General features: G+C 47.2%; 18 protein-coding genes. 7 read left to right on the top strand and 11 right to left on the bottom strand.

Annotation, left to right across the window (positions count from 1 at the left end):
• Positions 1-312 precede the first annotated feature (312 nt).
• The 3 genes from QMY49_RS21965 to QMY49_RS21955 are packed head-to-tail and all read left to right on the top strand — an operon-like array spanning position 313 to position 3,290.
• Positions 313-1,263 carry an HlyD family secretion protein gene (locus QMY49_RS21965; protein WP_009697273.1) on the top strand — a complete coding sequence of 317 codons (951 nt, stop codon included), beginning with the start codon at positions 313-315 and terminating at the stop codon, positions 1,261-1,263.
• 3 nt (positions 1,264-1,266) lie between these two features.
• Positions 1,267-2,193 (top strand): ABC transporter ATP-binding protein, encoded by a 927-nt coding sequence (locus tag QMY49_RS21960; protein WP_283314322.1) that lies wholly within the window; start codon positions 1,267-1,269, stop codon positions 2,191-2,193.
• Entirely contained in the window at positions 2,193-3,290 is a 1,098-nt protein-coding gene (locus QMY49_RS21955; RefSeq protein ID WP_033001387.1) for an ABC transporter permease, read from the top strand. The genes QMY49_RS21960 and QMY49_RS21955 overlap by 1 nt, the downstream gene beginning before the upstream one ends.
• Positions 3,291-3,661: 371 nt before the next feature.
• Here the strand turns inward: QMY49_RS21955 and QMY49_RS21950 are convergent, their stop codons facing one another.
• The 8 genes from QMY49_RS21950 to QMY49_RS21915 all read right to left on the bottom strand — a co-directional run bounded on the left by QMY49_RS21950 (position 3,662) and on the right by QMY49_RS21915 (position 13,306).
• Positions 3,662-4,024 carry a RidA family protein gene (locus QMY49_RS21950; protein ID WP_005452545.1) on the bottom strand — a complete coding sequence of 121 codons (363 nt, stop codon included), beginning with the start codon at positions 4,022-4,024 and terminating at the stop codon, positions 3,662-3,664.
• Between the two features lie 14 nt (positions 4,025-4,038).
• The gene (locus QMY49_RS21945) at positions 4,039-5,085 is read right to left on the bottom strand and encodes a lactonase family protein (protein WP_283314319.1); all 1,047 of its coding nucleotides are present in this window, start codon (positions 5,083-5,085) and stop codon (positions 4,039-4,041) included.
• An 80-nt stretch (positions 5,086-5,165) separates the two neighbouring features.
• Complete coding sequence (locus QMY49_RS21940) at positions 5,166-7,619, bottom strand: beta-N-acetylhexosaminidase (protein ID WP_283314316.1); 2,454 nt, start codon at positions 7,617-7,619, stop codon at positions 5,166-5,168.
• Between the two features lie 356 nt (positions 7,620-7,975).
• Positions 7,976-8,605, bottom strand: coding sequence for a bifunctional 4-hydroxy-2-oxoglutarate aldolase/2-dehydro-3-deoxy-phosphogluconate aldolase (locus tag QMY49_RS21935; RefSeq protein WP_086370626.1), 630 nt, complete (start codon positions 8,603-8,605; stop codon positions 7,976-7,978).
• 16 nt (positions 8,606-8,621) lie between these two features.
• Complete coding sequence (locus tag QMY49_RS21930; protein ID WP_283314313.1) at positions 8,622-9,566, bottom strand: sugar kinase; 945 nt, start codon at positions 9,564-9,566, stop codon at positions 8,622-8,624.
• 103 nt (positions 9,567-9,669) lie between these two features.
• Positions 9,670-11,193 (bottom strand): sodium:solute symporter family protein, encoded by a 1,524-nt coding sequence (locus QMY49_RS21925; protein ID WP_283314310.1) that lies wholly within the window; start codon positions 11,191-11,193, stop codon positions 9,670-9,672.
• Between the two features lie 223 nt (positions 11,194-11,416).
• Positions 11,417-11,809, bottom strand: a complete 393-nt coding sequence (locus QMY49_RS21920) for a RidA family protein (protein ID WP_005425100.1) — start codon at positions 11,807-11,809, stop codon at positions 11,417-11,419.
• A gap of 51 nt (positions 11,810-11,860) precedes the next feature.
• On the bottom strand, positions 11,861-13,306 hold the full coding sequence (locus tag QMY49_RS21915) for an N-acyl-D-amino-acid deacylase family protein (RefSeq protein ID WP_283314302.1): 1,446 nt from the start codon (positions 13,304-13,306) through the stop codon (positions 11,861-11,863).
• A gap of 179 nt (positions 13,307-13,485) precedes the next feature.
• Between QMY49_RS21915 and QMY49_RS21910 the strand changes: the two genes are divergently transcribed.
• Entirely contained in the window at positions 13,486-14,757 is a 1,272-nt protein-coding gene (locus tag QMY49_RS21910; RefSeq protein ID WP_283314300.1) for an amino acid deaminase, read from the top strand.
• 89 nt (positions 14,758-14,846) lie between these two features.
• Positions 14,847-15,710: a MurR/RpiR family transcriptional regulator gene (locus QMY49_RS21905; RefSeq protein ID WP_005425077.1), complete on the top strand. Its 864-nt coding sequence runs from the start codon at positions 14,847-14,849 to the stop codon at positions 15,708-15,710.
• Positions 15,711-15,865: 155 nt separating this feature from the next.
• On the opposite strand, the gene QMY49_RS21900 is transcribed toward QMY49_RS21905, so the two are convergent.
• From QMY49_RS21900 to fdhF, 3 genes are all read right to left on the bottom strand, one after another.
• Positions 15,866-16,237, bottom strand: coding sequence for a hypothetical protein (locus tag QMY49_RS21900; RefSeq protein ID WP_005452561.1), 372 nt, complete (start codon positions 16,235-16,237; stop codon positions 15,866-15,868).
• A gap of 250 nt (positions 16,238-16,487) precedes the next feature.
• On the bottom strand, positions 16,488-17,414 hold the full coding sequence (locus tag QMY49_RS21895) for an endonuclease/exonuclease/phosphatase family protein (RefSeq protein ID WP_283314297.1): 927 nt from the start codon (positions 17,412-17,414) through the stop codon (positions 16,488-16,490).
• 92 nt (positions 17,415-17,506) lie between these two features.
• Complete coding sequence (fdhF, locus tag QMY49_RS21890; RefSeq protein ID WP_283314295.1) at positions 17,507-21,745, bottom strand: formate dehydrogenase subunit alpha; 4,239 nt, start codon at positions 21,743-21,745, stop codon at positions 17,507-17,509.
• A 314-nt stretch (positions 21,746-22,059) separates the two neighbouring features.
• On the opposite strand from fdhF, the gene QMY49_RS21885 reads away from it, so the two are divergent.
• Complete coding sequence (locus QMY49_RS21885; RefSeq protein ID WP_283314294.1) at positions 22,060-22,473, top strand: hypothetical protein; 414 nt, start codon at positions 22,060-22,062, stop codon at positions 22,471-22,473.
• A 137-nt stretch (positions 22,474-22,610) separates the two neighbouring features.
• Positions 22,611-24,023 (top strand): TolC family protein, encoded by a 1,413-nt coding sequence (locus QMY49_RS21880; protein ID WP_017189501.1) that lies wholly within the window; start codon positions 22,611-22,613, stop codon positions 24,021-24,023.
• The last annotated feature ends 78 nt before the right edge of the window (positions 24,024-24,101 follow it).

The following is a 24,101-nucleotide window of genomic DNA, read 5'->3' as shown; positions in this document are numbered from 1 at the left end:
TCTTATATTTGTATAGAGTGCCCTTTGGGAGCGTGTCTTTGACTCGCTTTTTTAGTCAAACAAATGGCTGCGTCAAACAACTTGGAAAGAGCTAGCTATTACACTGCATTGTTTTCCTTACTCTCGAATCAATGACAACGCTCTGAATCCTGCATCTTGAAGTCACTTGGGCATAATAATTAATCAATTGATGAATATTGAGGGAATTATCGCCCTAGCCGACTAAAACTTGTCCACGTTACACTGAATACAGTCCCACATTCTTCTGCAACCTGACCTACGATCAGGCTCAACTTCTTGAGGAAGCATCGCATGATGAAGCGAATCATTCTTGGCACCTTTGTTATTACCCTTTTGACCGCTTGCTCAAAAGACGATGGTCAGCAAGCTCTTGGCACATTGGAACGTGACCGCGTCACCTTTACAGCCACCTCAAGCGAAATCATTCGTGCTCTACCAATTAAAGAAGGCAGCCAAGTAACTGAAGGTGAGGTGCTAGTTCAACTCGATACTAAGAACCAAGAAGCGATATTAGCCCGCGCCGTAGCTGAGCAAGCTAAAGCAGATGCTTACCTATTAAAGCTGACCAATGGCGAACGTCCTGAAGATATTGCTGCAGCCCAAGCAAGAGTTGCAAGAGCAGAAGCGCAATTAACCGAAGCTCAAAAGAACTACCAACGTAAAGCAGAATTGGTACGTAAGAAGCTCATCAGCCAATCGGAAAAAGACACCGCATTGGCAGCAAGAGATTCTGCGCGTGCCGAGTTAGATTCGTCACAAGAAGAGTTCAGCAAACTTACCGCAGGCTCACGTCCAGAAGACATTGAACAAGCCAAAGCCGAACTGATGGCAGCAAAAGCAGATGTGGCTCTTCAACAGCAAAAACTAGCAGAGCTAACCATTACCGCTACCCGTGATGGTTTGCTCGACAATCTACCTTTTAACTTAGGCGAGCGCGTTCCAGTCAATGGCATCGTTGCCGTGATTCAAGCAAGCCGTGTCCCTTATGCACGTGTTTATGTCCCTGCGACTTATCGAGTTAACTTTATTCCCGGTAAAGCCGTACAAGTCCATGTGGATGGCGTCGAAAAACCTTTAGAAGGAACCGTGCGCTGGGTTGCTACTGAACCATCATTTACCCCCTACTTCGCCCTAACAGAGGAAGAGCGTTCGCGCTTGATGTACCTTGCAGAAGTCGATTTACAAGACTCTGCTGAATCTCTACCTTCAGGCATTCCTGCACAAGTGGATTTAGTGGAGTAAACGATGACTGAATACGCAATTCAAGCAGAGAATGTGGTAAAGAAGTTCGGTGACTTTACTGCCATCAATAACATCACGCTCAATGTGCCCAAAGGCAGTATTTATGGCTTTCTGGGTCCAAATGGTTGCGGTAAATCTACCACCATTCGTGTGTTAACGGGTCTACTCAGCCCAAGTGAAGGCAATGTTGATGTTTTAGGGTTAGAGATCCCAAGACAATCTGAGCTATTGCGACTCAAAATTGGTTACATGACGCAAAAATTCTCCCTCTACGATGATCTTTCCGTTCAAGAAAACCTCGAGTTTATTGGGCAGATCTTTGGCATGGATACTAAAGCACTTAAAGCTCGCATCGAAGAGCAATTAGCGACATATGGACTTGATCAATTACGTAAGCAACGCGTTGGTGGCATGAGTGGCGGACAAAAGCAGCGACTTTCTCTTGCGGCAGCGACCATGCACAAACCTGAATTGTTGTTTCTCGATGAGCCAACCTCCGCCGTAGACCCGGAGAACCGTCGTGACTTCTGGGAGCAATTATTTGATCTCTCCGATCAAGGCACCACAATTTTGGTCACCACTCACTATATGGACGAGGCAGAACGCTGCCATCGACTTGCTATTATGGAGGCTGGAGAAATCCGTGCTGATGGTGAGCCGGAGCAACTCATGGCGCAAATGGGTGTGAATATTGTCGAGGTCAAAGCGGATAACTTGCGTGAACTGAAAGAGAAAGTCATAAAACGTGAAGAAGTCCGTTCTGCTGCCCAGTTAGGTATCCGCTTACGCATCCTAATTCATCAACATATCGAAAAACCGATTAATTGGTTAATACAAACCTTCCCAGAGCTTGAAGGCTGCGAGATGAACATCGCGCGTCCTAGCTTAGAAGATGTATTCGTTAGTGTAACGGGGGAAGGTCGCCAATGATGAAGTCCATTGCTCGAATGAAGGCGGTGATGATCAAAGAGATTCGACAGCTTTCCCGTGACCGAATCACCTTTGGCATGGTGGTCATGATTCCTCTGATCCAATTATTGTTATTTGGATTCGCCATCAATACCGATATTCGCAATATTCCCGTCGGCGTTGTTGACCAAAGCGGTAGCACCGCAGGTCGCGTTATTACTGAATCGGTAAAAGTGACTCAAGTTGTCGATGTGGTCGAAACCTTTGCCACCGCTTCAGAGGCGGAACAAGCGATACAAGACGGTCTCGTGCGCGCGGCACTCATTCTGCCAAGCGATTTAACTCAGCGTATGGTGCAAGGTCGAGAGCTGGGACAGTGGATTGTAGACGGCTCTGATACCATGATCAGTTCAGCCATTCTCTCGCTGCAGACCATGCCATTGACTGATTTCGACTTTGAGATCCGCCCTGCTCCCACCAAAACTTTTGAAGTCGCGTTGTATTACAACCCGAGTCGGCGCTCGGCAGTAAACATCGTACCCGGTTTACTTGGGGTCATACTTACAATGACGATGATCTTGTTTACCAGTGCTGCCATTGTGAGAGAACGAGAACGAGGCAACTTGGAATTACTCATCACCACGCCAATTCATTCTATTGAGCTCATGGTCGCGAAAATTATTCCGTACATCTTTGTCGGTTTAATTCAGGTATTTATTATTCTTGGCTTGGGGCATTGGATCTTTGGCGTGCCGATAAATGGAGCCATTAGCCAGATATTATTTGGCACCTTGTTGTTTATAGCCGCCAGTTTAACGCTCGGTTTGGTGATATCCACCATCGCCACAACACAACTTCAAGCCATGCAGATGACGGTATTTATTCTCCTCCCGTCTATCCTTCTGTCTGGTTTTATGTTCCCTTATGAAGGCATGCCAATCGCAGCTCAATGGATATCAGAGGCTCTGCCCGCGACCCACTTTATGCGCATCATTCGTGGTGTGGTGCTTCGTGGTGCCGATCTAATGGAGTTATGGCGAGACACAATATGGTTACTTGGTTTTACCGTGGTGGGCTTAGTCGTCGCCTCTTTGCGCTTTAAGAAATCACTCGATTAGACCAGAAACAAAAATGCCACTCCGTTCAATACGAGTGGCACTTTATCCCCAAGTAACCTCGAGATGCTGGGTTCGGCGAGAATGACTTGGTTTGTAGACGCGGCGGCGATTTAAAGATCTAGTCATTCTAAATCAAGAATCGGCAACAAAGTATACAAGCCAAGACCCTTACTATTTGCAAAGAGTGCCCTTTGGGAGCGTGTCATTGACTCGCTTTTTTAGTCAAACAAATGGCTGCGTCAAACAGCTTGGAAAGAGCTCGCTATTACACTGCGTTGTTTTCCTTACTCTCGAATCAATGACAACGCTCTGAATCCTGCATCTTGAAGTCACTTAGGTATATTATCTCGATAAAAGCTAACGATGAGCCGTTACTGGTACTTCTCACCCGCAGCTGCAACGAACGCCATTTCGACTAAGAGTTCAGGATTCGCCAATTCAACTTTAACGCAAGCACGGCTCGGTGCGCAGCCCTCAGGGAACCACGCATCCCACACTTCGTTAAGGGCATCGAAGTTAGCAAAATCTGTCACGTAAATCGTCACAGATAGAATGCGTGACTTATCGCTGTCAACACTTGCTAGCATTTGCTCAGCTTGGTCGAAAATCTGTTGTACTTGCCCTTTCATATCCGCAGTTGTATCTGCTTCTGCCACCTCAACAAAGTTGGCAATACCGTTGAATACCGTTACATCAGACCAACGTTTGCATGGATTAATACGATGAATTGTCATGTTATTTCTCTTAATTACGGCTTCTCAACCAAACACACAGGCGCACCGATGTCGCATGAGTATCCGGTTGGAGTGATAACGCCAGTTTCCGGATTCCTATGGAAGCTAGCGACATTATGTGAATGTTGATTGGCAACGAGCATCCACTGCCCGTCACGGGATAAAACAAAATCTCTTGGGAACGCGCCACCACAATCGAACGCGGCAATTTGAACCGGAATATCACTCGTTACATCAAATGTACTGATCAGATTTTGCGCACGGCATGAGACATAGACAAAGCGCTCATCCGCAGAGAGACGAATAGCAGACGCCGCTTCTTTGTTCTCTTCATCGGCTAGCAGCTTCACTTGCTGAGCCAGATTCCATTGCCCCCTTTGCTTGTGAAGTACCGCTAGCGTTTCGGACAGTTCGCAAACAACGTACGCGACAGACTCATCACTATCGAAGACCAAATGACGAGGGCCAGAACCAGGAGGCATCGCGATGCTTTGAGAAAGTGAAAACTTAACTGTCTCACCATCTTTTTTATAGTCATAGAAATGAACACTGTCTGTGCCTAAATCGACCACAGCAAGTTGCTCGGAGTGGTTGAGAAACGTTGCTTGATGCGCATGAGGCGAGGCTTGACGATCAGCATTGGGACCACTGCCTCCCACATATAATTCTGCGATGGATTTCAGAGGCTTACCTTGTTCATAAAGTTGGTAAACACTTACATTACCGGAACCGTAGTTTGCCACAGCAAGCAGCGAGGCTTTGATATCAATATGGCAAGGATAGTCGCCTTCAATTGGTAATGCATAGCTGTCTGTTTTTTCAGCAAAAATCAGTTCTGCACCTTCTAAGCGTTCTACTTCATTAAAGGTATATAACCCCTCTCCTTTGAGCGCAAGGTAAGAAGGGTTACGAACCGTTTTCACCGCTTCAGGAACAAGTTCATTGGTGAGCGTTAATGCGCCAGTAGCAATATCGAGAGAAACACACGCGATGCCCTGACTTTGGCTTGGTGAATCGGTATAGGTGCCTACATAAAAATGTAAGTGACCATTTACTGTCATGAGAAAACCTTTGGGAGATATAAAAGTGCTTAAACGATAAGATGCCGCCTGCGTTACCAGACGGCAATCCCTTTTAGTTATCAATCGGTTAAAGTGTGAAGCAACCGCTCAGTTGGTACGACAATAGCGACAATGGTTTCATCAAAGATAATCGCATTTTCATTGATGATTTGTTGATACGCTTTAGCGTCAGATTGACTAATACCACGGCCCTGCTTGGCGAGCTCAATCAAGGTTAAACTTAAGTCGGCAACTTTGATGGCAGACTCTGCAACTGGCACCGTTTCTACTGACGCCACGTTGGTCGCGAAAATAGGTTTGGCTTGCTGCGCCGCTAACTTAACGCTTTGATAATGCATCGCTAACGCATCCAACGCGGTTTTATCACCTTGAGCATAAACTGCGACCAAATCTTTCATCTCGTACACTGCTAGGCTTTCTACTGGCAATGCATCCGCAAAGCGGTTTAGTCGCTCATACTGGTTGTACAAATCACCCTCGTTTGGCGTAGAGATCCACTTCTCCCAATGACGAGCGTAGTATTGAGCCGGCTCGATGTACTTCGCTAACGTTTGTAGCGGTGCTTCGTCCGCACCATTAGCAAGACGTTTCAACATCATATTGGCATCGGCATGATGGCGCAGACCAAGCGAAATCTCAGACCATGTATCCATCACCTTCATGCGCTTGTACATGCTGCGCTCATCGGTCAGGTCTTGGCTCGACCATAGGCGCTCAGCGATCGCGTAGCTTCTGGGCCATAAACGTTGCTCGATGGTCATTGAATCGAGGTTCTCACCCCAAATGGTAATTTCTCCACCTAAGATTAGCTGCTGTTCTTTCTCGGTCAACTCAGCCGGATAGCCACCGTTAGGCTCAGGAATGACACTCCCTGCCATGTCACTGCTCGCGACCAACTCTCCAGTCGCAGGCCAACGAACATTGCCTATCAATTGGTAACTGGTGTCTTTCAACTTGCCATCCGCAAAGTCATAGTTGAATTCGGTGTAAGACATAAAGTTATCGAAGTGCCCTTTAAACTTCACACCTGGCACGTACTCGATGATGAACACCTCTTCGCGAGACTTACCGTTGTAATCGGTAAATGCACGATAACTGCCATCTTTCGCTTCTATAATGGTTAGATTGCCAGTGCGCGGACCACCTTTGTTGCGTGGTTTCACCCAGTCATAAGTCGCGAATTTCTCACCTTGATGAAGTTGATCATCAACGGTGATTCCTTTCGGCATTGGGTCATTGCGATAGTGGTAACTGGTTGGCTGCGGCTGGTCTAGGTAGTAGCCTGTTGAGAGAATACCTTGGTAGCCCTCTTTTGCTGCTCGACCGATACTGTCGTGCCCTTGCCAGCTTTGGATCACAATCGAGGTTGGAAGGTCTTTGTGCCAGATTTCATCCCAGCCAGTCATCTTCTTACCGCGCTGTTCCAGCATCTGTTCAACCTTGGTGTTCAGATACGATTGAAGACCACGCTCACCATCCAGATTGTTGTCTTTGATGAATTGCTGAATCTTCGGGTTATCTTTCCACTGTTGGTAATTTGGTTCATCACCACCGATATGGAAATACTCATCTGGGAAGAGCTCAACCACTTCGTCAAACACACTCGCCAGCATCTTATAGAGTTCGGGATTGGTCGGGTCCATTAACGGCTCAAACACCCCCCAGCCACGTTGATGCGGATAAGATTGCTCACCCATACCAGACATTAATTCAGGGTAAGCGTGCGCTACTGCCGAAGCATGTCCCGGCAGAGAGATTTCAGGGATAACTCGAATGCCAAGGTTACGCGCGTAATTCACTACATAGCGGATTTCATCTTTGGTGTAGTAATCACCATCTGCGGTGTCTTGCCATAGCTTTTGGTAATTATCGAGCTGGATACGAATCGCTTGGTCATCCCAAATATGCCAATGGAAAACGTTCATTTTTGCTGATGCCATCGCATTGAGTTGACGAAGAATCACGTCGAGTTCAATGAAGTGACGAGAAGTGTCGTAAGAAACACCACGCCAAGGAAAGCGCGGCTCATCTTGAATCGACACCGCTGGCACAAAGTAGCCAGTCGCGTCCGTAGTCACCAACTGCAAAAAGGTTTCTAAACCATGGAAAGCACCGTAGGGGCGTTCGGAGCGAATGATGATCTGACCATTACGCGATTCAAGTTGATACGATTCATCACTGTTAATGTCTTGCACCTCTGACTTGGGCGCATTACGAATATCAATCACCAAGGTCGCGTCTTTTTCCGACTCAGCATGCCAGTTCAACATCGGTAAGCCGGTTTGGCGATATAGACGGTCCATGGTGCGCTTTGCGTTGAACTGCACGCGCGATGAGTCGTAGCCTTTGATGTAAATGCTGAAAGATTTATCCAGTGTGATTTTACCCTGCCCCAACTCTACATTTTGTGGGTAAGGCATTAGGTTAAGATCGGTGTTGGGAGTCATCGCCATCGCTGCCGTTGGAATTGTGATTAAGCCTGAAATGAGTAGTGCTAATGTACCTTTGTTCATCCGCGCCATCCTATCGTTACTAGGGTCTGTTGATCTTTCGCGGTTAAATTTTGTTCGAGATAAAATCGTTTTAGGCGCGACAAGGAGTGTGTAGCCTAGTCATTCTAAGCAAATACTCCTTAACAAAGCATAAAACGATTTTAGCCGAACCCTCTGGGCAGCGTTTGTTGGTCATTTCTACTGCGTTATCGACTTCTCATGTAGGCTAGCTACATAGCAAAGTCTCTGCCTTGTATAAATATCCAACAATTCGCTGCAAAAATCAGCTCGGAAGTTCAACAGACCCTATAATTGTTCAACCCAAGTCACGCTATTTAATGGGGTCTGGTGACTTGGGTAAAAGAGCTCTGTTTGAGTTACGCGACCAGCTCTACTGCTTCACGAACCAGCTTGCCAATTTCTTCCCACTGTTCGTTTTCAATTAAGCTCGGTGCCACCATCCAAGTACCACCGCAACAAACCACACGGTCGATAGCTAGGTAATCATTGACGTTGCTCTTACCGATACCGCCTGTCGGCATCAGACTCACATCAATGTATGGAGCCAGTAGTGACTTCACCATCGCGATACCACCGCTCGCTTCTGCCGGGAAGAATTTGAGGAAGTTCAAACCCAGCTCAAGTGCTTGTTCAACCTGACTTGGGTTGTTCACACCCGGTACGATTGGCATGTTGATTTCTTGGCAGCGACGCACGGTATTTGGGTTCAAACCCGGCGCGACAATAAACTCTGCACCCGCGTCTTTCGCTTGGGTAATTTGCTCTGGCGTCAGTACCGTGCCAGCACCGATGCACATTTGTGGATAAGCATCGCGCATGGCTTTAATCGCATCGGCAGCGGCTTCTGTTCGAAACGTCACTTCTGCGACTGGCAGACCGTTTTCTACCAACACTTTCGCCAGTGGGATCGCGTGCTCAACCTTATTGATTTGAATAACAGGAATAACTTTGAATTGCTGAAGTTGCTTAATCATTGCTTGGGACATAATACGTTCTCGGAAATTATCGAATTAGATGAGTCATGGCGTCGTTTGGAATAATCGCGCCAGGATATTGAATAACGGTTGCTGCTAGTGCGTGACCGAGTTGGGCAGATTGCTCACAACTTTGTCCGGTCAATCGTCCTGCAAGGTAACCAGCAGCAAAAGAATCGCCAGCGGCGCAGGTGTCGATCACTTTGACAACCTTCTCTGCGGCTACGTAAGCGGTTTGCTTGTCATCACCATGCGACCAAACCAATTTGCAAGGCTCACAGCCACGTTTAATCACGATTTCTTGGCAACCAAAGCGAAGGCAGCGCTGCTCGGCACTTTCCTCTTCGCCCCACACTAAGACATCATCGTCTTCTGTGATAAGCGCAATGTCGACTAATGGCAGAATTTGGCTGTACCAATGTTTCGCCTCTTTCGCAGACCAAAGTTGAGGACGGAAGTTATTATCGAAGATAACCTTGCCTCCACCCTGTGAGAACTGACTTAACGCCTTTTTAAGCCTTAGTTTGCTATCTTCATTTAGAATCGCAATGCTGATGCCACTTAGGTAGAGATAATCCAGCTCTCGGTTCGCAATCGCGGCTTCTAATTGGTTGAGTGAAGAGGTTGAGAAGTAGCTTTTGACGGCTGTGCTGTCACGCCAATAAAGAAAGCTGCGTTCGCCCTCTTGGTCGGTCTGCACCATGTACAAACCCGGTAGTTGAGCTGGGAAGATCTCGACAAGGTCAGTAGTAATGCCTTCTTGTTGCCAGTTTTCCAGAAGTTCTTGAGAAAGTACGTCCTCCCCAAGACCAGTCGCGTAGGACACTTGGACAGGTTGCTGAGCCGTTAGTCGAGAGAGGTAAAGTGCGGTATTGAGCGTGTCGCCACCAAAGCCTTTGCGAATTGGGGCGCCGCTCAGTTCAATCATGCATTCGCCAAAGAAAGCAATTTTAGTCTGGGATGAATCGGTCATCGTTCACCTACTTTGGATAGATTTAGAATGGTGGCTCGGGGGAGCCACCAGTTTGTCAGGAGCTTATGAGCGAGTTTCTGGTCGAGCCGGAAACTCTCTGCTGTTAAGCGTTTTGATTTGCCGCCTTTGCGCGATTTTGTAGAGAAGCGTCTTCTTCCAGAACACCTTTGTCAGACAGTTCCATTTCCATCAGAGCACGCTCATCATCGAGGATTGCTCGTGCCATTTCTGGTGACACTTGGTTAGCTGGAGTCACTAGGCTCACTGCCACACCAGCAGTTAGGGCAAACAAGCAAGATGGAATGACTGGGTTGCCCCAGAAAGCGGTCAGGTCAGGGCTCAGCATTACTGCAAATGAAGCAATAGACGCACCTGCCAATGTTGCCAATGCACCTTGCCAGTTGTAACGCTTCCAGAAGCGACCCAACATACCGCACACGAACATGCCAGACATAACCGTCGAGATCATCTTAGTGATGTAGCCGATGATGTCGTTCGAAGTTAGCGCGAACAGCAATGCACAACCGATCACCACAACCAAAGCCAAGCGAGAGTAATTCAACATGGATTCTTTGTTTGGCACGCGACCGGTGAACATAACGTACACATCACGCAGTAAGATAGACACGCCCGCAATCGCATCGGAACTTGCACTCGACATGGTTGCCGATAGACCTGCAATCAGAACAATAAGACCAACACCCACTGGCAATACCGTTGCCGCGATGTATGGGAAAGCAAAGTTCGCGTTGTTCAGTTCAGGATCAATCGCATGCGCCGCCATACCAATGACTGCTGGAATAATAGAGAAGAACAAGTACAGCACACCAGAAGCCACGAACGAACGGCGGATGGTTGATACATCTTTGCCTGAGTAAATGCGTTGGCGGAATGAAGGCGTTGCAAGTACACCCACACCAATCACAACAGCAAGAGAAACCGCAGGGATTAAACCAAGCTTATCAATCGCAAGGAAGCTAACCGCTTCTGGGTCCATGGCTGAGTACAGGTTATCCAAGCCGCCAATGTGCTGCACTGACAGTACCGCCATTAAGATGAAGCCAACGAATAAGATGATAGCTTGAATGGTGTCCGTCCAAACCACCGCAGTGTAGCCGCCAATAACCACGTAAATAGTAAACGCTGCTGCGATGATCATCTTCGCAGTGCTCAGCTCAATATCGGCAATCCATGCTAGGTACATACCACCACCAAGGATGTGTGCGCCCAACCAGCCAATAGAAGCGATAAAGATAAGCAGACCAACCACGTTCTTCACGATGCGGTTTGCACCTACGTAGTATGCGAGCTCTTCACTCATGGTCATAAAGTTGAGTTTACGAACTGGCGCGAACCACAGTGCCAATAACAAGATACCAATTGCGCCGCCAATGCCGTAAAGCGCACCAGCCCAACCGTTTGAGTAACCAAAGCCAACCGCGCCCATACTTGAGCCCGTGCCAACCATGGTTGCTACCGTGGTACCTAATACGAGGAACAGAGGTAAACCTCGACCACCGAGTAGAAAGTCTTCACCTGATTTTTGATTGCGGGAGACAAACCATCCCAACCAAATTAAAAATAAGACATACGCACCGAAGCCGGTAAGAAAAAGTGTACTGTTCATTGAACACCTCTCATATCAAAATCCATCTTTCAGATTGATATAATTCCAGCAGCAAGTATTAGATTTTATTCCAGAAATTATCTAATTTTATTTTTATAGCTTTTGCTAAATATATTAGGCACTACTGCTTTATGAAATTATATTTATGTAGGGAGTGAGAGTGCCAAAAAGATAATAACAGGAAAGTAATTATATTTGGCACTCATTAAGTAAAATGTGAACTTTATCGGCGATCTTCGCGGTAGCAAGTCACATCGACTTCAACTTTCACGTCCACCACGAGATCACATACCATGCAAATACGTGCAGGTGGGTGATCACCAAAGAACTCTCTGAACACTTTATTGAACGATTGGAAGTAACGCGAATCCGTTAGTACCACTTTTACGTGCACCACGTCAGCTAGCGTGTAGCCTGCTTCTTCCATAATATCGACACAGTTTTGAATCGCTAGGCGAGACTGGTCAACGATACCACCTTCTACCACTTCGCCGTCAGTCATTGGTGTTTGACCCGATACGTATAAGAAGCCGCCCGCTTCTGTTGCACGTGCAAATGGTAAATGTTGACCGCCAGTACCTACGCCGCCTTCTACACCATAACGTTTAATTGACATAATATTCTCCAGTGATAATGCTTAATCTATAAAATTAATTAATTTAATAAGTTATTGATGGGTATTATTTCTATAAATAAATACGCCATTTCTATTTTCGGTGACTTTATCTTTTAAATAAGATAGCTCGCCATTTACAAATACAGATTCAATACCTTGCGCGACGGAAATTGGATTTTCGAACGTTGCAGTATCTTTAATTGTATTTGGGTTAAATAAAACCAAGTCCGCGTAAGCGCCTGTTTTTATTTCCCCACGATCTTTCAGTTGGTAGCGTGTTGCTGACATCCCCGTCATCTTGTGAATCGCTTCTGCCAATGGGAAAAGCTGTTCTTCACGGCAGTAATGCCCCAAGACTTTCGGGAATGTGCCCCACAAACGTGGATGTGGATGCGGGTCATTTGGTAATCCATCCGAGCCCACCATGGTCAACTTATACTTAAGGACACGTTTGACGTCGTTTTCATCCATGCAGTGATAAACCGCACCCGCAGGTTGCAACGCTTTTGCTGCTTCCATAAGAGGCAGTTGCATCTCGTCAGCAATGTCTTTCAGCATCTTGCCAGCGTGTTCAGGTTTACTTTCAGACCAAGTGATGAAGATGTCGATTTCATCCGTCACCTGTTTTAAATCCAGCGTTGAAGAACTGGCAGAATATGGGTAGCAATCGCAAGACACGTCTTGATGCTCAGAAACCTTATCCATCAAATCCAGCACTTCTACCGTGCGCCCCCAGTTGCCTGCACCTGCACATTTCAGATGAGAAATCACCACTGGCACTTTGGCGTACTGCCCAGTTTCAAACGCTTCTTCCATTGCGCTGATGATTTCTTCAAACTCGGTACGCATGTGTGTGGTGTAGATACCACCGTGATGACCGAGAATTTCCGCTAGGCGCATGACTTCATCCGCATTCGCTTGCTTGGCACTCGCATAAGCAAGACCCGAGCTCAAACCCAACGCACCCTCTTCCATCGCTTGTGCCAGTGTTTGGCGCATTTGCTCGATTTCTTCATCGGTAGCCGTGCGCAGTAAGTCGTCCATCACGTTGTTACGTAAAGTTGTGTGACCGACTAACGCTGCAACGTTGACCGCAGGGTTCGCCGTTTGTACCGCCTTCGCATACTCCCCAAAGGTTGGATATTTGAAGTCTTCCTGTTTGCCCAATAGGTTCATTGGGTCTGGAGGAGTATCACTGAGTACCGCAGGACTCGCGCTAATTCCGCAATTGCCTACGATTACCGTCGTCACACCTTGGCTGATCTTTGGCAAGCAGTCAGGGTAACGAATCACATTGGTGTCATCGTGCGTGTGCACATCAATAAATCCCGGAGCCAACGCAAGACCCTGACCGTTGATAACCTTCTTTGCAGAAAGCTCGTCTAGCTGCCCTACTTGCTCAATACGATCTTGACGAATCGCAACATCAGCAATGAATGGTGCTGCACCCGTACCGTCAAATACCTCTACGCTTTTGATAATGGTATCGAACAACATACTTCACTCTCTTCGTCCGTCGTTAACATGATTCCATCTTAATAATTCTTGAAATTTAAACAGTGAAGAAACACACAAAAAACTCAGATTTGTTTGATACTTTCTAACATATTATTTATGGTAGTTAGCAACAAACACTTAATATCAATCACTTAGACCATGTTAGAAGTAGGTACGCCATGAAAGACAATCGCCAAAAGTGTGATAAAAACTATCATAATGAGTGTGTTACCACGCCAGGTTACGGAGAAAAGGCTCAACCTGTTGCGTGCAATTCCGATGGGTTACACAGTTTGATCCATGAAGAGATCACCTTGCCCGCTGCGGTGATCAAATCTTCTTCATTGAAGAACAACCTCGATTGGATGCAGCGTTTTGCCAATCAGCACAAAGTGAAGTTGTCACCGCACGGTAAAACCACCATGACTCCCGCTTTCTTTCAGCAGCAATTAGAAAACGGCGCTTGGGGCATTACCGTCGCAACGCCAGCTCAGGCAGAGATTGCGGCGCTAGGCGGAGCGAAAAACATCATCATGGCGAACCAACTAGTCGGGCGCGCTAACATGACCATCATCGCCAACTTGATTGAAACCCATGGAATCAACTTCTATTGCTGTGTGGATTCAAACCGAAACGTCAAAGCGCTAGAGCGTGCCTTCGCAGAATATCAGTTGCCGCTTAATGTACTGATTGAGTTTGGTGTCGAAGGCGGTCGCTGCGGATGCCGAAACCAACAAGATGTGGTTGAGCTCGCCACACTCATCCACCAGCAACCTCACCTTACGCTCAAAGGTATCGAGGTTTACGAAGGTGTCATTCATGGTGACAATGCTGAGCAGGACATCCGTGACTTCCTCAACACCACATTAGAAATCGCCGCCCAACTACAAAACGACAAGTTGATTGAGTCCAAGCCTCTGGTCACAGGCGCAGGCTCTGCTTGGTATGACGTAGTTTCTGAATGCTTTGCCAACCTAGAGGATTTTGATGCCATCATTCGCCCAGGTTGCTACGCAATTCATGACACCGGCATTTACCTAGACGCACAAAACAAAGTCATGCAGCGCGCTGAAAACAACCAAGGTGCGGCATGTGATTTAGGTGGTGATCTGGAATCAGCACTAGAGCTTTGGGCTTATGTCATTTCTCGCCCCGAGCCAACCAAGCTAGTTGCCGGCTTCGGTAAACGTGACGTGGCGTTTGATGCTGGATTTCCAATCCCTGAGCGCGCATACCGCGAAGGTGAGTCAATCTCTATTGAAAGTGCGGTAACGACCGCTGTGATGGATCAGCACGCGTTCATCGAAGTAGACGCAAACAGCGACCTGCAAGTGGGTGATATGATTGCCTTCTCAACCTCTCATCCATGTCTAACGTTTGATAAGTGGCGTGCCGTGGCGATTTGTGATGATGAGTATCAAGTCACTCATTGGGTGAAAACCCGTTTCTGATGATGAGCTTAGTGAGGCTTTTCGTTATACTTCATGCCAAACCAGTGGAGGCGGCACAATCGTCTCCATGTAAAAGATAGGAACACAGCTTGAGTTTAGAAGTCGATATTATCTCTCAAATCACTGAACGTTTCAGTGCGCTGCGCGATGCCGAAAAGAAGGTCGCAAAGTTGATCATGGACGACATTCAAACTGCCGCCAATGCCAGCATTACTGAACTGGCAGAAAGCGCAGAAGTGAGTGAAGCCACCATCACCCGTTTTGCTAAAGCTGTTGGCTGCAAAAACGTGCGTGATATGAAGATCAAATTGGCACAAACCTTAACGGTTGGACAACGATTCATCCTTGAGCCACCTGATCAAAGTGGCTACCAAGGCATTTATGAGTCGATCAAGCAATCCCTTGATGTAAACCGCAGTTTGATTGTTGAAGAAGATATCGACACTGCTGTGAACTGGCTGCACAACGCAAGACAAGTGATCTGTATTGGTATGGGTGGTGGCTCAACCATTGCAGCACAGGAGATGCAGCATCGTTTATTCCGTCTGGGCTACCCTGTTGTGGCGTACAACGATGGCTTGTTATCCCGCATGATTGCGGCAACTGCAGACGCGAACGATGTGTTGGTGATGATCTCAGCCACCGGCTATACCCCTGCCATCATAGAAACCGCGCAATTAGCCAAGCAGTACGGCGTGAAAGTCATTGTGATTACTCCGAAAGACACACCTTTGACTGAGCAAGCCGATTTGGTTCTGCCAATTGAGCACCAAGAGACGGACTTCATCTACAAGCCATCCGCTTCTCGTTACGCGATGTTGGCTTTGGTTGATGTGCTTTCGATGGCGTTAGCCGTTAATCATAAGCGACGCTCGCGCGATAAACTTCGCCGACTAAAAGTTGCCCTCGACTCTTATCGCGGCGGTTTGGAAAGACAGCCTCTTGGTGATTAAACCGAGGTAACTCATATCGATGACAGTCGAATCCGGAAACGACAAAGCCCGATATTCAACATCGGGCTTTTGTTTATTCGCTACTTGGTAAAGGGACGATTGAAAGATATCAACTACTCACCATGCTATATACAAGTGACTTCAAGATGCAGCATTCAGTAGTATTCGCCCCAAGAGCAATCATGCAAGTCAGAGATTATGTAGCTTCTTAGTGAGTTGATTTTAAAATTGAAGACTACTTGCTTGCAGACATTTCGGCTGCGGTCGCTGTAAGTGATATAACCTTCACTGTAAGCCCGCTTACCGTTGGTCGAGGTAATGTCGGCATTGAGTTCTAGATGAGCTTTGTGCTCTTCTACACGCGCCATCATCTCATGTACATCCAGCCACTCTTCTCGGTTCGCCATTTGGATCAGCATCGATTCCGCCTGCGTTTCTAACTTTTGCGGATAAACGTAAAAGCGGTTATAGGCAAAGTAAGCGCTCATTAAAATAAGTATTAACACTGCTGAGGTAGTTCTTGTCATGCAAGTTGCCTCTTATCGTTATGAATTTCTTGTTATACCCGCTTCACTTTTGCGTACTGATTGCATAAGAACGGCTTGGGTATACTTTCAGTATAGAAAGCGGATGAAGTTTAGGTTAAAGAATTCACACAAATAACAAGCGACGGCCAGAATCCGTCAATTCCATGACAAGCCGTAGCACAATCTAACCTCATTCTAAATAATTAGAAACTTTGGTTCTTTGATCATCTTGCCATTAAAAAGTACCAGTTCATTGTCCTATTAGAGTCGTAACTAACCTATGATCTGACCCCTTTGGCTGGCTCGACGATAAACGTGAGCAAATTTTTCTGTCAGCCTTTTCTGATTTAAGCCAAAGGTGATCGATGCCTATCATTGCCATCGAAGGGACAGATATGCCTTTGAGTGACGCAGGCCAACTGGCGACAGGTTGGGAATGAAAACGCGAAAACAACTCATTGAACCTAGGACTTACTGCAGATAGGTTAAAGTCCCCAATCACAATCATTTCCGGTGTTGGGTACAAATCAGTAAGAGTTTCTATGGTTCGAATCAGTGCATTTCTGCGTTGCCACAACAGCTCAGTTCTTGGCGAAGGAGGATGTGCTGTCATCAAAGTAATAGGCTCATCTACTTGCCATACAGCGCGAATGACTTCTTGCCCATCAGGGGTGTGATAAATCGAGACTGACTCCAAAGGATAACGACTTAGAATCATCTGGTTAGAAGGGTAACCAACGCCACGTTGCCCTCCGTAATAAAAAGGATAAATGTCATCGAGAAGATGCAACTTATTCCCTACTTGTGGCGAGAGCTCTTGCATCACCACCAAATCCACGGGATGTTTTAGCAAGTAGTTAATAAACTGATTGATGTCTGGGTTTTCGTAGAACAGATTGAACTGGATGATTGTCAGTGGGTGCTCACAGGCTTCGCTGCGGTTGATGTGTGCAGGTAAGAGAAATGGAACAAAAGCACCGCTGATCACGATTGAGGTGAGCGCCTTCGCCCAGCGACGAAAGACTAAAAGCGCGATAGCGAGACTGAAATAGACGAATAAAATGAGGGCGGGAATCGAGGTCAGATTCTCCGCCCACCAGATATCATGATATTGCCTTGCCACCAGCCAAATTGATGCAGGTAGAAACAACATGATCCATTTAATGACTCTCAGCACACACACTGCTCGTTTAGCGATTACATATCATAAGCTTATATGTAGTTTGCTAACTCGCCAGTGCGTCGCTGACCAATACGTAGCGTATCAGCTTAAATAGTATGAACTGCTTCCGTTGCAGGCTCTGTATGTAGAACCTTTTCGCTTACTTCCACCTTAACCGCGGCAACCTTGAATTCAGGGATCTTCGCATGCGGATCAGTCGCTGTTGTCGTTAGGCGGTTCACCGGGGATTCAACAAAGTGGAATGGAATGAACACCACACCTTTTTGAATGCGCTTAGTCACAAAGGCATCAATCTCAATGCTGCCGCGACGTGTAGACACCTTCAAACGCTGACCATTACTGATGCCGAGCGCTTCTGCGTCTTCCACGCTCACCATCGCACGTGGACCAGCAAGATTATCCAACCCTTTGGTTTTGCGCGTCATAGTGCCGGTGTGGAACTGCTCAAGCACACGACCAGTCGTTAACACAAGCGGATACTCCTCATCTGGCAGCTCAGCCGCATAACGGAACGGTACGCCCACCATTTGACCTTTACCACGAGTAAACTGGGTTTGGTGCATGATGCGAGTACCTGCTGGGTTGTTCTTGTTGCTCGGCCACTGCACTCCGTTTGGCGTTATCGCCTCCCAACGAAGACCTGCGTATTGAGGCGTCACTCGTGCAATCTCGTTAGTGATATCAGACACGCAGTGGTAGTCCCAATCACTGCCCATTGCATTGGCGATTTCTTGAATAATCCACCAATCTTCTTTCGCTTCACCCGGTGCCGTTACAACCGGATTCACACGCTGAACACGACGTTCCGTATTGGTGAAGTGCCCCGCTTTCTCTGCAAACGAGCAAGAAGGCAGAACCACATCCGCGTATTGAGCGGTTTCCGTTAGGAAGATGTCTTGAACCACCAAGAAATCGAGCGCTTCTAAGCCTTCAATCACATGCGCTTGGTTCGGGTCACTCAATACTGGGTTCTCACCCATGATGTACATACCACGAACGTCACGATGGCAAGCCGCATCAATGATTTCTGTCAGGGTTAGACCTTGCTCAGAAGGCAGATTTGGCGCGTTCCATTCAATCGCAAACTTCTGACGCACAATTGGGTTGTATACCTTTTGGTAACCCGGGAAACTGTTTGGCAAAGCACCCATATCACACGCGCCTTGCACGTTTGATTGACCACGTAGCGGGTTGATGCCACCACCTTCAATACCGATGTTGCCACATAGTAATTGCAGGTTAGCGATAGAACGCACGTTGTCATGACCTGTCGTGTGCTGAGTAATACCCATCGAGTAGTACACAGCGGTACGATCTGCCGTGCCAATCATACGCGCCATTGCTTGAATGTCTTCGGCTTTAACACCTGTAACCAACTCCACTTTATCGAGGTTGTAAGCTGGCGACATCACCTCTTGCAGTAAGGTATCAAAGCCGTCAACACGTTCTTCGATGTACTCTTGATCGTACCAACCGTTCTTGATGATCTGTTGCATAACGCCGTTCAGGAGCATCACATCAGTACCCGGACGGTGCGCCATGTACAACTCAGCATGCTCTGCCATATCGACACGTTTCGGGTCAGCTACAATCAAACGAGCGCCGTGATGACGAATTGCTTGTTTGATATGTGAAGCGATAATCGGGTGCGCCGATGTGGTATCCGAACCAATAATAAAGATCACATCAGAGTGCTTAATGCTTGGAATGTCATTGGTCATTGCACCACTACCGAGTGATGCCTCAAGACCGGTTACACTCGATGCGTGACACAAACGCGCACAGTGGTCGACGTTATTGGTGCCCAATTCACGGCGGACAAATTTTTGGAACGCGTAGTTGTCTTCGTTGGTGGTTTTCGCTGAAGAGAAACCCGCCAATGCGTTGCTGCCAAAATCTTGCTTGATGCCAGAGAACTTGCTCGCAACCAGCTGAATCGCCTCTTCCCAACTTGCAGGCTGCAACCAACCGTCTTTACGAATCAATGGCGTGGTAAGACGCTCTTCACTGCCAATGAAGTCAAAACCAAAGCGCCCTTTCACACACAGCATGCCTTGGTTCACCGGCGAGTCACCGCCTTTCACGTAACGAATCGTATTGGTTGCTTCGTCCACGAACATAGTCAACTTACAACCCACACCACAGTATGTACAAATGGTGTCGACCGCTTTCAGATCTTCAGTACGACCTTGCGAACGGTCACGACTATCGACCATCGCCCCCGTTGGACACGCTTGAACACACGCGCCACATTGCACGCAGTTCGAATCGCCCATCAGAGTTAAACCATTCTTGTTACTTCCAAAGTGTGGACGATCGTCTGGACGTAATGCTGGACGACCTTGTTTATCGCACACAAAGTTCAGTACACCGTGCACGGCTTTGTCTCGACACGCTTGGATGCACTGACCGCAGCTAATACAGCGGTTAGCATCAAACTCAATAAACTCAGAACTGCGGTCAACTTCGTACTTATGACGCAAGTCTTTAGCACGAAGATCTAACCAATCTTGATGCGATTTAATCTGCAAAGAGAAGTCAAAGCTTTGCTCAGCTTCATATTCGGTGGAGTAATCACGCAACGCACAATCGGTATTTGCCTGACAACCACATTCTAGACAGCGCGCAGCTTCCTTCATCGCTTCTTCGTTATCAAAGCCCAACTCCACTTCAGCGAAGCTTTGCTCGCGTTGTGCTGGAGTTAGTTCAGGCATGATAGAACGAGCGACTTTTTGGATGTTCTCGAAGTGAAGCGGATCGACTTGAGAAAGTTTCTTCTCTTTTCGTGAGTTGAACGCCGCCTTTGGCATGTCTGCCATATCGCCATTCAAAAACAGATCAATGGCTTTTGCCGCAACGCGACCATCACCCACGGCTTCAACTGCCGTTGCTGGACCACGGCGGAAATCACCAATACTGAAGATGTTACCCGTGCCTGTGTGCATGGTCTTTTCATCTGCATCGGAGGTGTTCCAACGCGTAAGTGGAATCGACAAATCTTCGCCTTCGAGGAAGCTCAGATCTGGCTTTTGCGATACTGCCGCAATCACGGTGTCGAACTCTTCGGTAAAGAACTCGCCGGTTGGTTTAGGGCTTCGACGACCAGACGCATCCGGATCACCCAACGCCATGCGCTCTAGACGAATCGCACTCACGCGTCCGGTTTCATCGGCAAGGTTTTCTGCAGGGTTGGTTAAGAAGTGGAATTTCACCCCTTCGTGTTCCGCTTCGACAATCTCGTAGTCTTCTGCCGGCATTTCGTCACGTGTACGACGATAAATCAATGTGGTGTCTGCACCAGCACGACGCGCAGTACGAGCACAGTCAATTGCCGTATTACCACCACCAATCACCGCGACTTTCTGACCCGTGACGTAGTTTTGCTCAGTAACGTAATCTTTCAGGTAATCAACGCCCAGGTAACAACCTTCAAGGTCGCTGCCTGTGTAATGCATTTCAACCGCTTGAGACGCACCGACAGCCAAACACACTGCATCGTATTCTTCGCTCAATTGAGAAAGCGTGAAATCCACACCCAGTTTTTGGTTGGTGCGAACCTGCATGCCATTGCGGCACATCAGTTCGATTTCTTTATCGAGAATGTCTTTTGGTAGGCGATATTCAGGAATACCATAACGCAACCAACCGCCCGCTTTTGGCATGGATTCAAAGACAGTGACGTCGTAGCCTTCATTCGATAAGTAGTAGCCAGCCGTTAGACCACCAGGACCACTGCCGACGACGGCAATGTTCAAACCTTTGCTTGATTTCTTTTCTGGTACATAGGCTTCATGCGCAGACAAATCCGCATCCGCGGCATGACGTTTAAGCTGACGAATTGCAATAGGCTCATCGACTAACGAGCGGCGGCATTCGCTCTCACAGAATGCCGGACACACACGACCAATCGATAACGGCATAGGAAGCGTACGCTTAATCACTTCAATCGCTTTTTGATGATCGTTCTGTGCGATGTGATAAAGGTAGGATTGGATGTCTACACCCGCTGGACACGCGGTTTTACATGGCGCTTCACAATCGGCGTAATGGTCCGTCATGATGCGGTTAAGTGCTTTTCTGCGGTGCTCGCTTAACTGCTCTGATTGCGTAACCACATTGAGACCACGGTAAACTTCGAGTTCACACGCGCGTTTAGTGCCGCCACTTTCGACTTCAACCACACACAAGTCGCACGGCACTTTTTCATTACTTTTGTTCATTCCGCACAGCGATGGGATCTCGACCCCACACACTTTTGCTGCTTCTAAAAGGGTTAAACCCTCTTCTACAATTCTATATTTTCCATCGATGACAATTTCTATCATGCAACCCCCGCAGCAAAGCAAATCCAAATCTGCACAAGTAAAACCATGCATTCTATAAGGATAATCATTTGTAAGACAAGTTAGTGTGATGTAAAACTTATAAACCACATTTTTTACGTGTCATAAAAAGAATGAGCTTCTTGCGCGAAGTCCTAGGAATCAGTGTTCAACAAACGTTTTACTCGTCAGATAATGCGAAAAATGGTTGGCTGAACTATTTTGATAAGAAGAGTAATAAAACATTGACCTTACCCTAAGGTTAACCTTTAGAATCGAGTGGTTTTCATCATTTCATCAAATACACGGGAAAAGGTATGCGCCTAAAATCGCTGCATACAACTTGGTTAACTCTCTTCACAACGCTGATGCTATTAGTATCAAGCGTGGCGAATAGTGCCCCTTTGATGAACATCCAAATGATGTCAAATGGCGTGATGAATCATGGACAATCTATGATGATGGACGACAGTGAACATTGTGGCATGCCCGGAATGATGGACGTATCCATCACCGAAGACGGTGAAGTGAGAGAAAGCCGAATGAACTGCGGTGGAGGCTCCGGCATGGTTCACACCTGCTGCACGGCGGCTTGTTCTCTGGTTTTCCTCCCCCTACCTGTCCCTGTCAATCGCGCATTGCCGATCATTTATCGTGCGGCAATTACTCCTGAAGTCACCTCCCCTGTTGTACACGTCAGCCGTGACCTGTACCGACCTCCAATAATTTAAATCTGTATTGCATTCGACCCTGCGTAGCTATCGCAGGTGGTTTTAATGTGCCAATACGACGCAGATAAATCTGGATTACTGTTTCTGCTTTAAGCCAAACCCTTCTTCGTCGTTTCGGCAAACACTGGATTTAGATTATGGATTTTAGACCATACCGCCTTGCTGCACCTATGTGTGCCTTGGCTTTGGTTTCTGCTCCAACTTTGGTGAATGCGGCGATGCCAAATACAAAAGTGCCGAGCAAAGAAACCAAAGCAGCAAACCTTACTGCGCCAGAGATGCGCACATCATCAAAAAAACTCGCGCAACTGATCAATGTTGCCCTGAGCAATGATGGCAACCGCCAACAATATTCAGCACAATCCGCTGCGATGCGTGAAACGGGTGTTGCAAGTTCTACCTTGATGGATCCAAAACTCAAAGTGGGTTTTGGTGGTTTACCTGTCGACAGCTTTAAGTTCGATGACGACCCAATGACCAACATCTCTGTTGGTTTAATGCAGCAATTCGAACGTGGCTCCACGCTCGATCTGCAACAGAAAAAAGCCAATCAACAAGCCGATGGGCTTGGGCTTCAAGTTCATACTCGCGAACTTGAGGTTGCCAACAGCATGACTCAACTATGGTTAGAGCTTGGATATCAGCAAAAAGCTGAGCAAATCTTGCTTGAGAACCGCAAGTTGATGAAGGAGATGGAAAGCTTTATTCAAACCAACTATTCGATTGGTAAGAGTGAAGCGCAAGACCTACTCAACGCTCAATTACAAGTGAGCAAGCTGGATGAAAAACTGCAAGCCAATGCGCAAATGCAGCGACGTCTTGTTTCTCAGCTTTCGGAATGGCTAGGCTCGGACTGGTTAGCGACGGAACAGGCTCTGTACGCTACCAATCAACTCAACTGGGATACACTGAATAGCAAACTTGCTTCCAGCAAAGATTCCACCAAGCACTACCAACAACTTAGTCAGCACCCAATGGTTAAAATGGCCGATGTGAGTATTTCTGCCAATAAAACTCAGGTAGAGATTGCTGAACAAGCTTATAACCCGCAGTTTGGTGTGGAGGTTATGTACGCTTATCGTCAAGCCAATAACATGAAGGGTGAGCCAGCATCAGACTTGGTCAGCGCTTATCTAACCATGGACATTCCACTGTTCACGGGTGATCGCCAAGATCGCAATCTCGCTGCAGCACAATACCAAGTTGGTGCAGCACAATCACAAAAAGACACCTTATTAACGCAGATGAATGCCAAGGTGAACACTTTGCTGGTTGATCGCGGCAACTTAACCCAACGCTTAGAACGTTATCAATCCACCTTATTGCCCCAAGCGAAAGCGCGCATTCAAGCCGTTGAGCGGGGCTACCAAAACAACACAGCACAGTTTAACGATGTGATTTCAGCCACGACAGACGAATTGGCTCTGCAATTAGAGCAACAACGTCTGCTCACCGATCTCAACATCGCAAACAGCAATTTAGCCACCCTACTCGGTGGTTTCGATTATCAAGTGGCTTCTCCAGAAGCTCGCTCTATCTCGACATATTAATTTGTGATTCCCAAAAACGTTGGGGCTACAGGTATGTGACCGATATAGAGCAGTCAACAACGCTGTAGCGTCATGCGC

The organism is Vibrio harveyi (assembly GCF_030060435.1).
Classification (GTDB): domain Bacteria; phylum Pseudomonadota; class Gammaproteobacteria; order Enterobacterales; family Vibrionaceae; genus Vibrio; species Vibrio harveyi.
Note: the sequence above shows the minus strand (reverse complement) of the source record. Positions and strands in the feature narration are given on the sequence as shown.

Excerpts from the sequence above, each read along its gene's own strand:
- QMY49_RS21965 (WP_009697273.1), top strand. The coding sequence starts at position 313 with ATGATGAAGCGAATCATTCTTGGCACCTTTGTTATTACCCTTTTGACC.
- QMY49_RS21960 (WP_283314322.1), top strand. The coding sequence starts at position 1,267 with ATGACTGAATACGCAATTCAAGCAGAGAATGTGGTAAAGAAGTTCGGT.
- QMY49_RS21955 (WP_033001387.1), top strand. The coding sequence starts at position 2,193 with ATGAAGTCCATTGCTCGAATGAAGGCGGTGATGATCAAAGAGATTCGA.
- QMY49_RS21950 (WP_005452545.1), bottom strand. The coding sequence starts at position 4,024 with ATGACAATTCATCGTATTAATCCATGCAAACGTTGGTCTGATGTAACG.
- QMY49_RS21945 (WP_283314319.1), bottom strand. The coding sequence starts at position 5,085 with ATGACAGTAAATGGTCACTTACATTTTTATGTAGGCACCTATACCGAT.
- QMY49_RS21940 (WP_283314316.1), bottom strand. The coding sequence starts at position 7,619 with ATGAACAAAGGTACATTAGCACTACTCATTTCAGGCTTAATCACAATT.
- QMY49_RS21935 (WP_086370626.1), bottom strand. The coding sequence starts at position 8,605 with ATGTCCCAAGCAATGATTAAGCAACTTCAGCAATTCAAAGTTATTCCT.
- QMY49_RS21930 (WP_283314313.1), bottom strand. The coding sequence starts at position 9,566 with ATGACCGATTCATCCCAGACTAAAATTGCTTTCTTTGGCGAATGCATG.
- QMY49_RS21925 (WP_283314310.1), bottom strand. The coding sequence starts at position 11,193 with ATGAACAGTACACTTTTTCTTACCGGCTTCGGTGCGTATGTCTTATTT.
- QMY49_RS21920 (WP_005425100.1), bottom strand. The coding sequence starts at position 11,809 with ATGTCAATTAAACGTTATGGTGTAGAAGGCGGCGTAGGTACTGGCGGT.
- QMY49_RS21915 (WP_283314302.1), bottom strand. The coding sequence starts at position 13,306 with ATGTTGTTCGATACCATTATCAAAAGCGTAGAGGTATTTGACGGTACG.
- QMY49_RS21910 (WP_283314300.1), top strand. The coding sequence starts at position 13,486 with ATGAAAGACAATCGCCAAAAGTGTGATAAAAACTATCATAATGAGTGT.
- QMY49_RS21900 (WP_005452561.1), bottom strand. The coding sequence starts at position 16,237 with ATGACAAGAACTACCTCAGCAGTGTTAATACTTATTTTAATGAGCGCT.
- fdhF (WP_283314295.1), bottom strand. The coding sequence starts at position 21,745 with ATGATAGAAATTGTCATCGATGGAAAATATAGAATTGTAGAAGAGGGT.
- QMY49_RS21885 (WP_283314294.1), top strand. The coding sequence starts at position 22,060 with ATGCGCCTAAAATCGCTGCATACAACTTGGTTAACTCTCTTCACAACG.
- QMY49_RS21880 (WP_017189501.1), top strand. The coding sequence starts at position 22,611 with ATGGATTTTAGACCATACCGCCTTGCTGCACCTATGTGTGCCTTGGCT.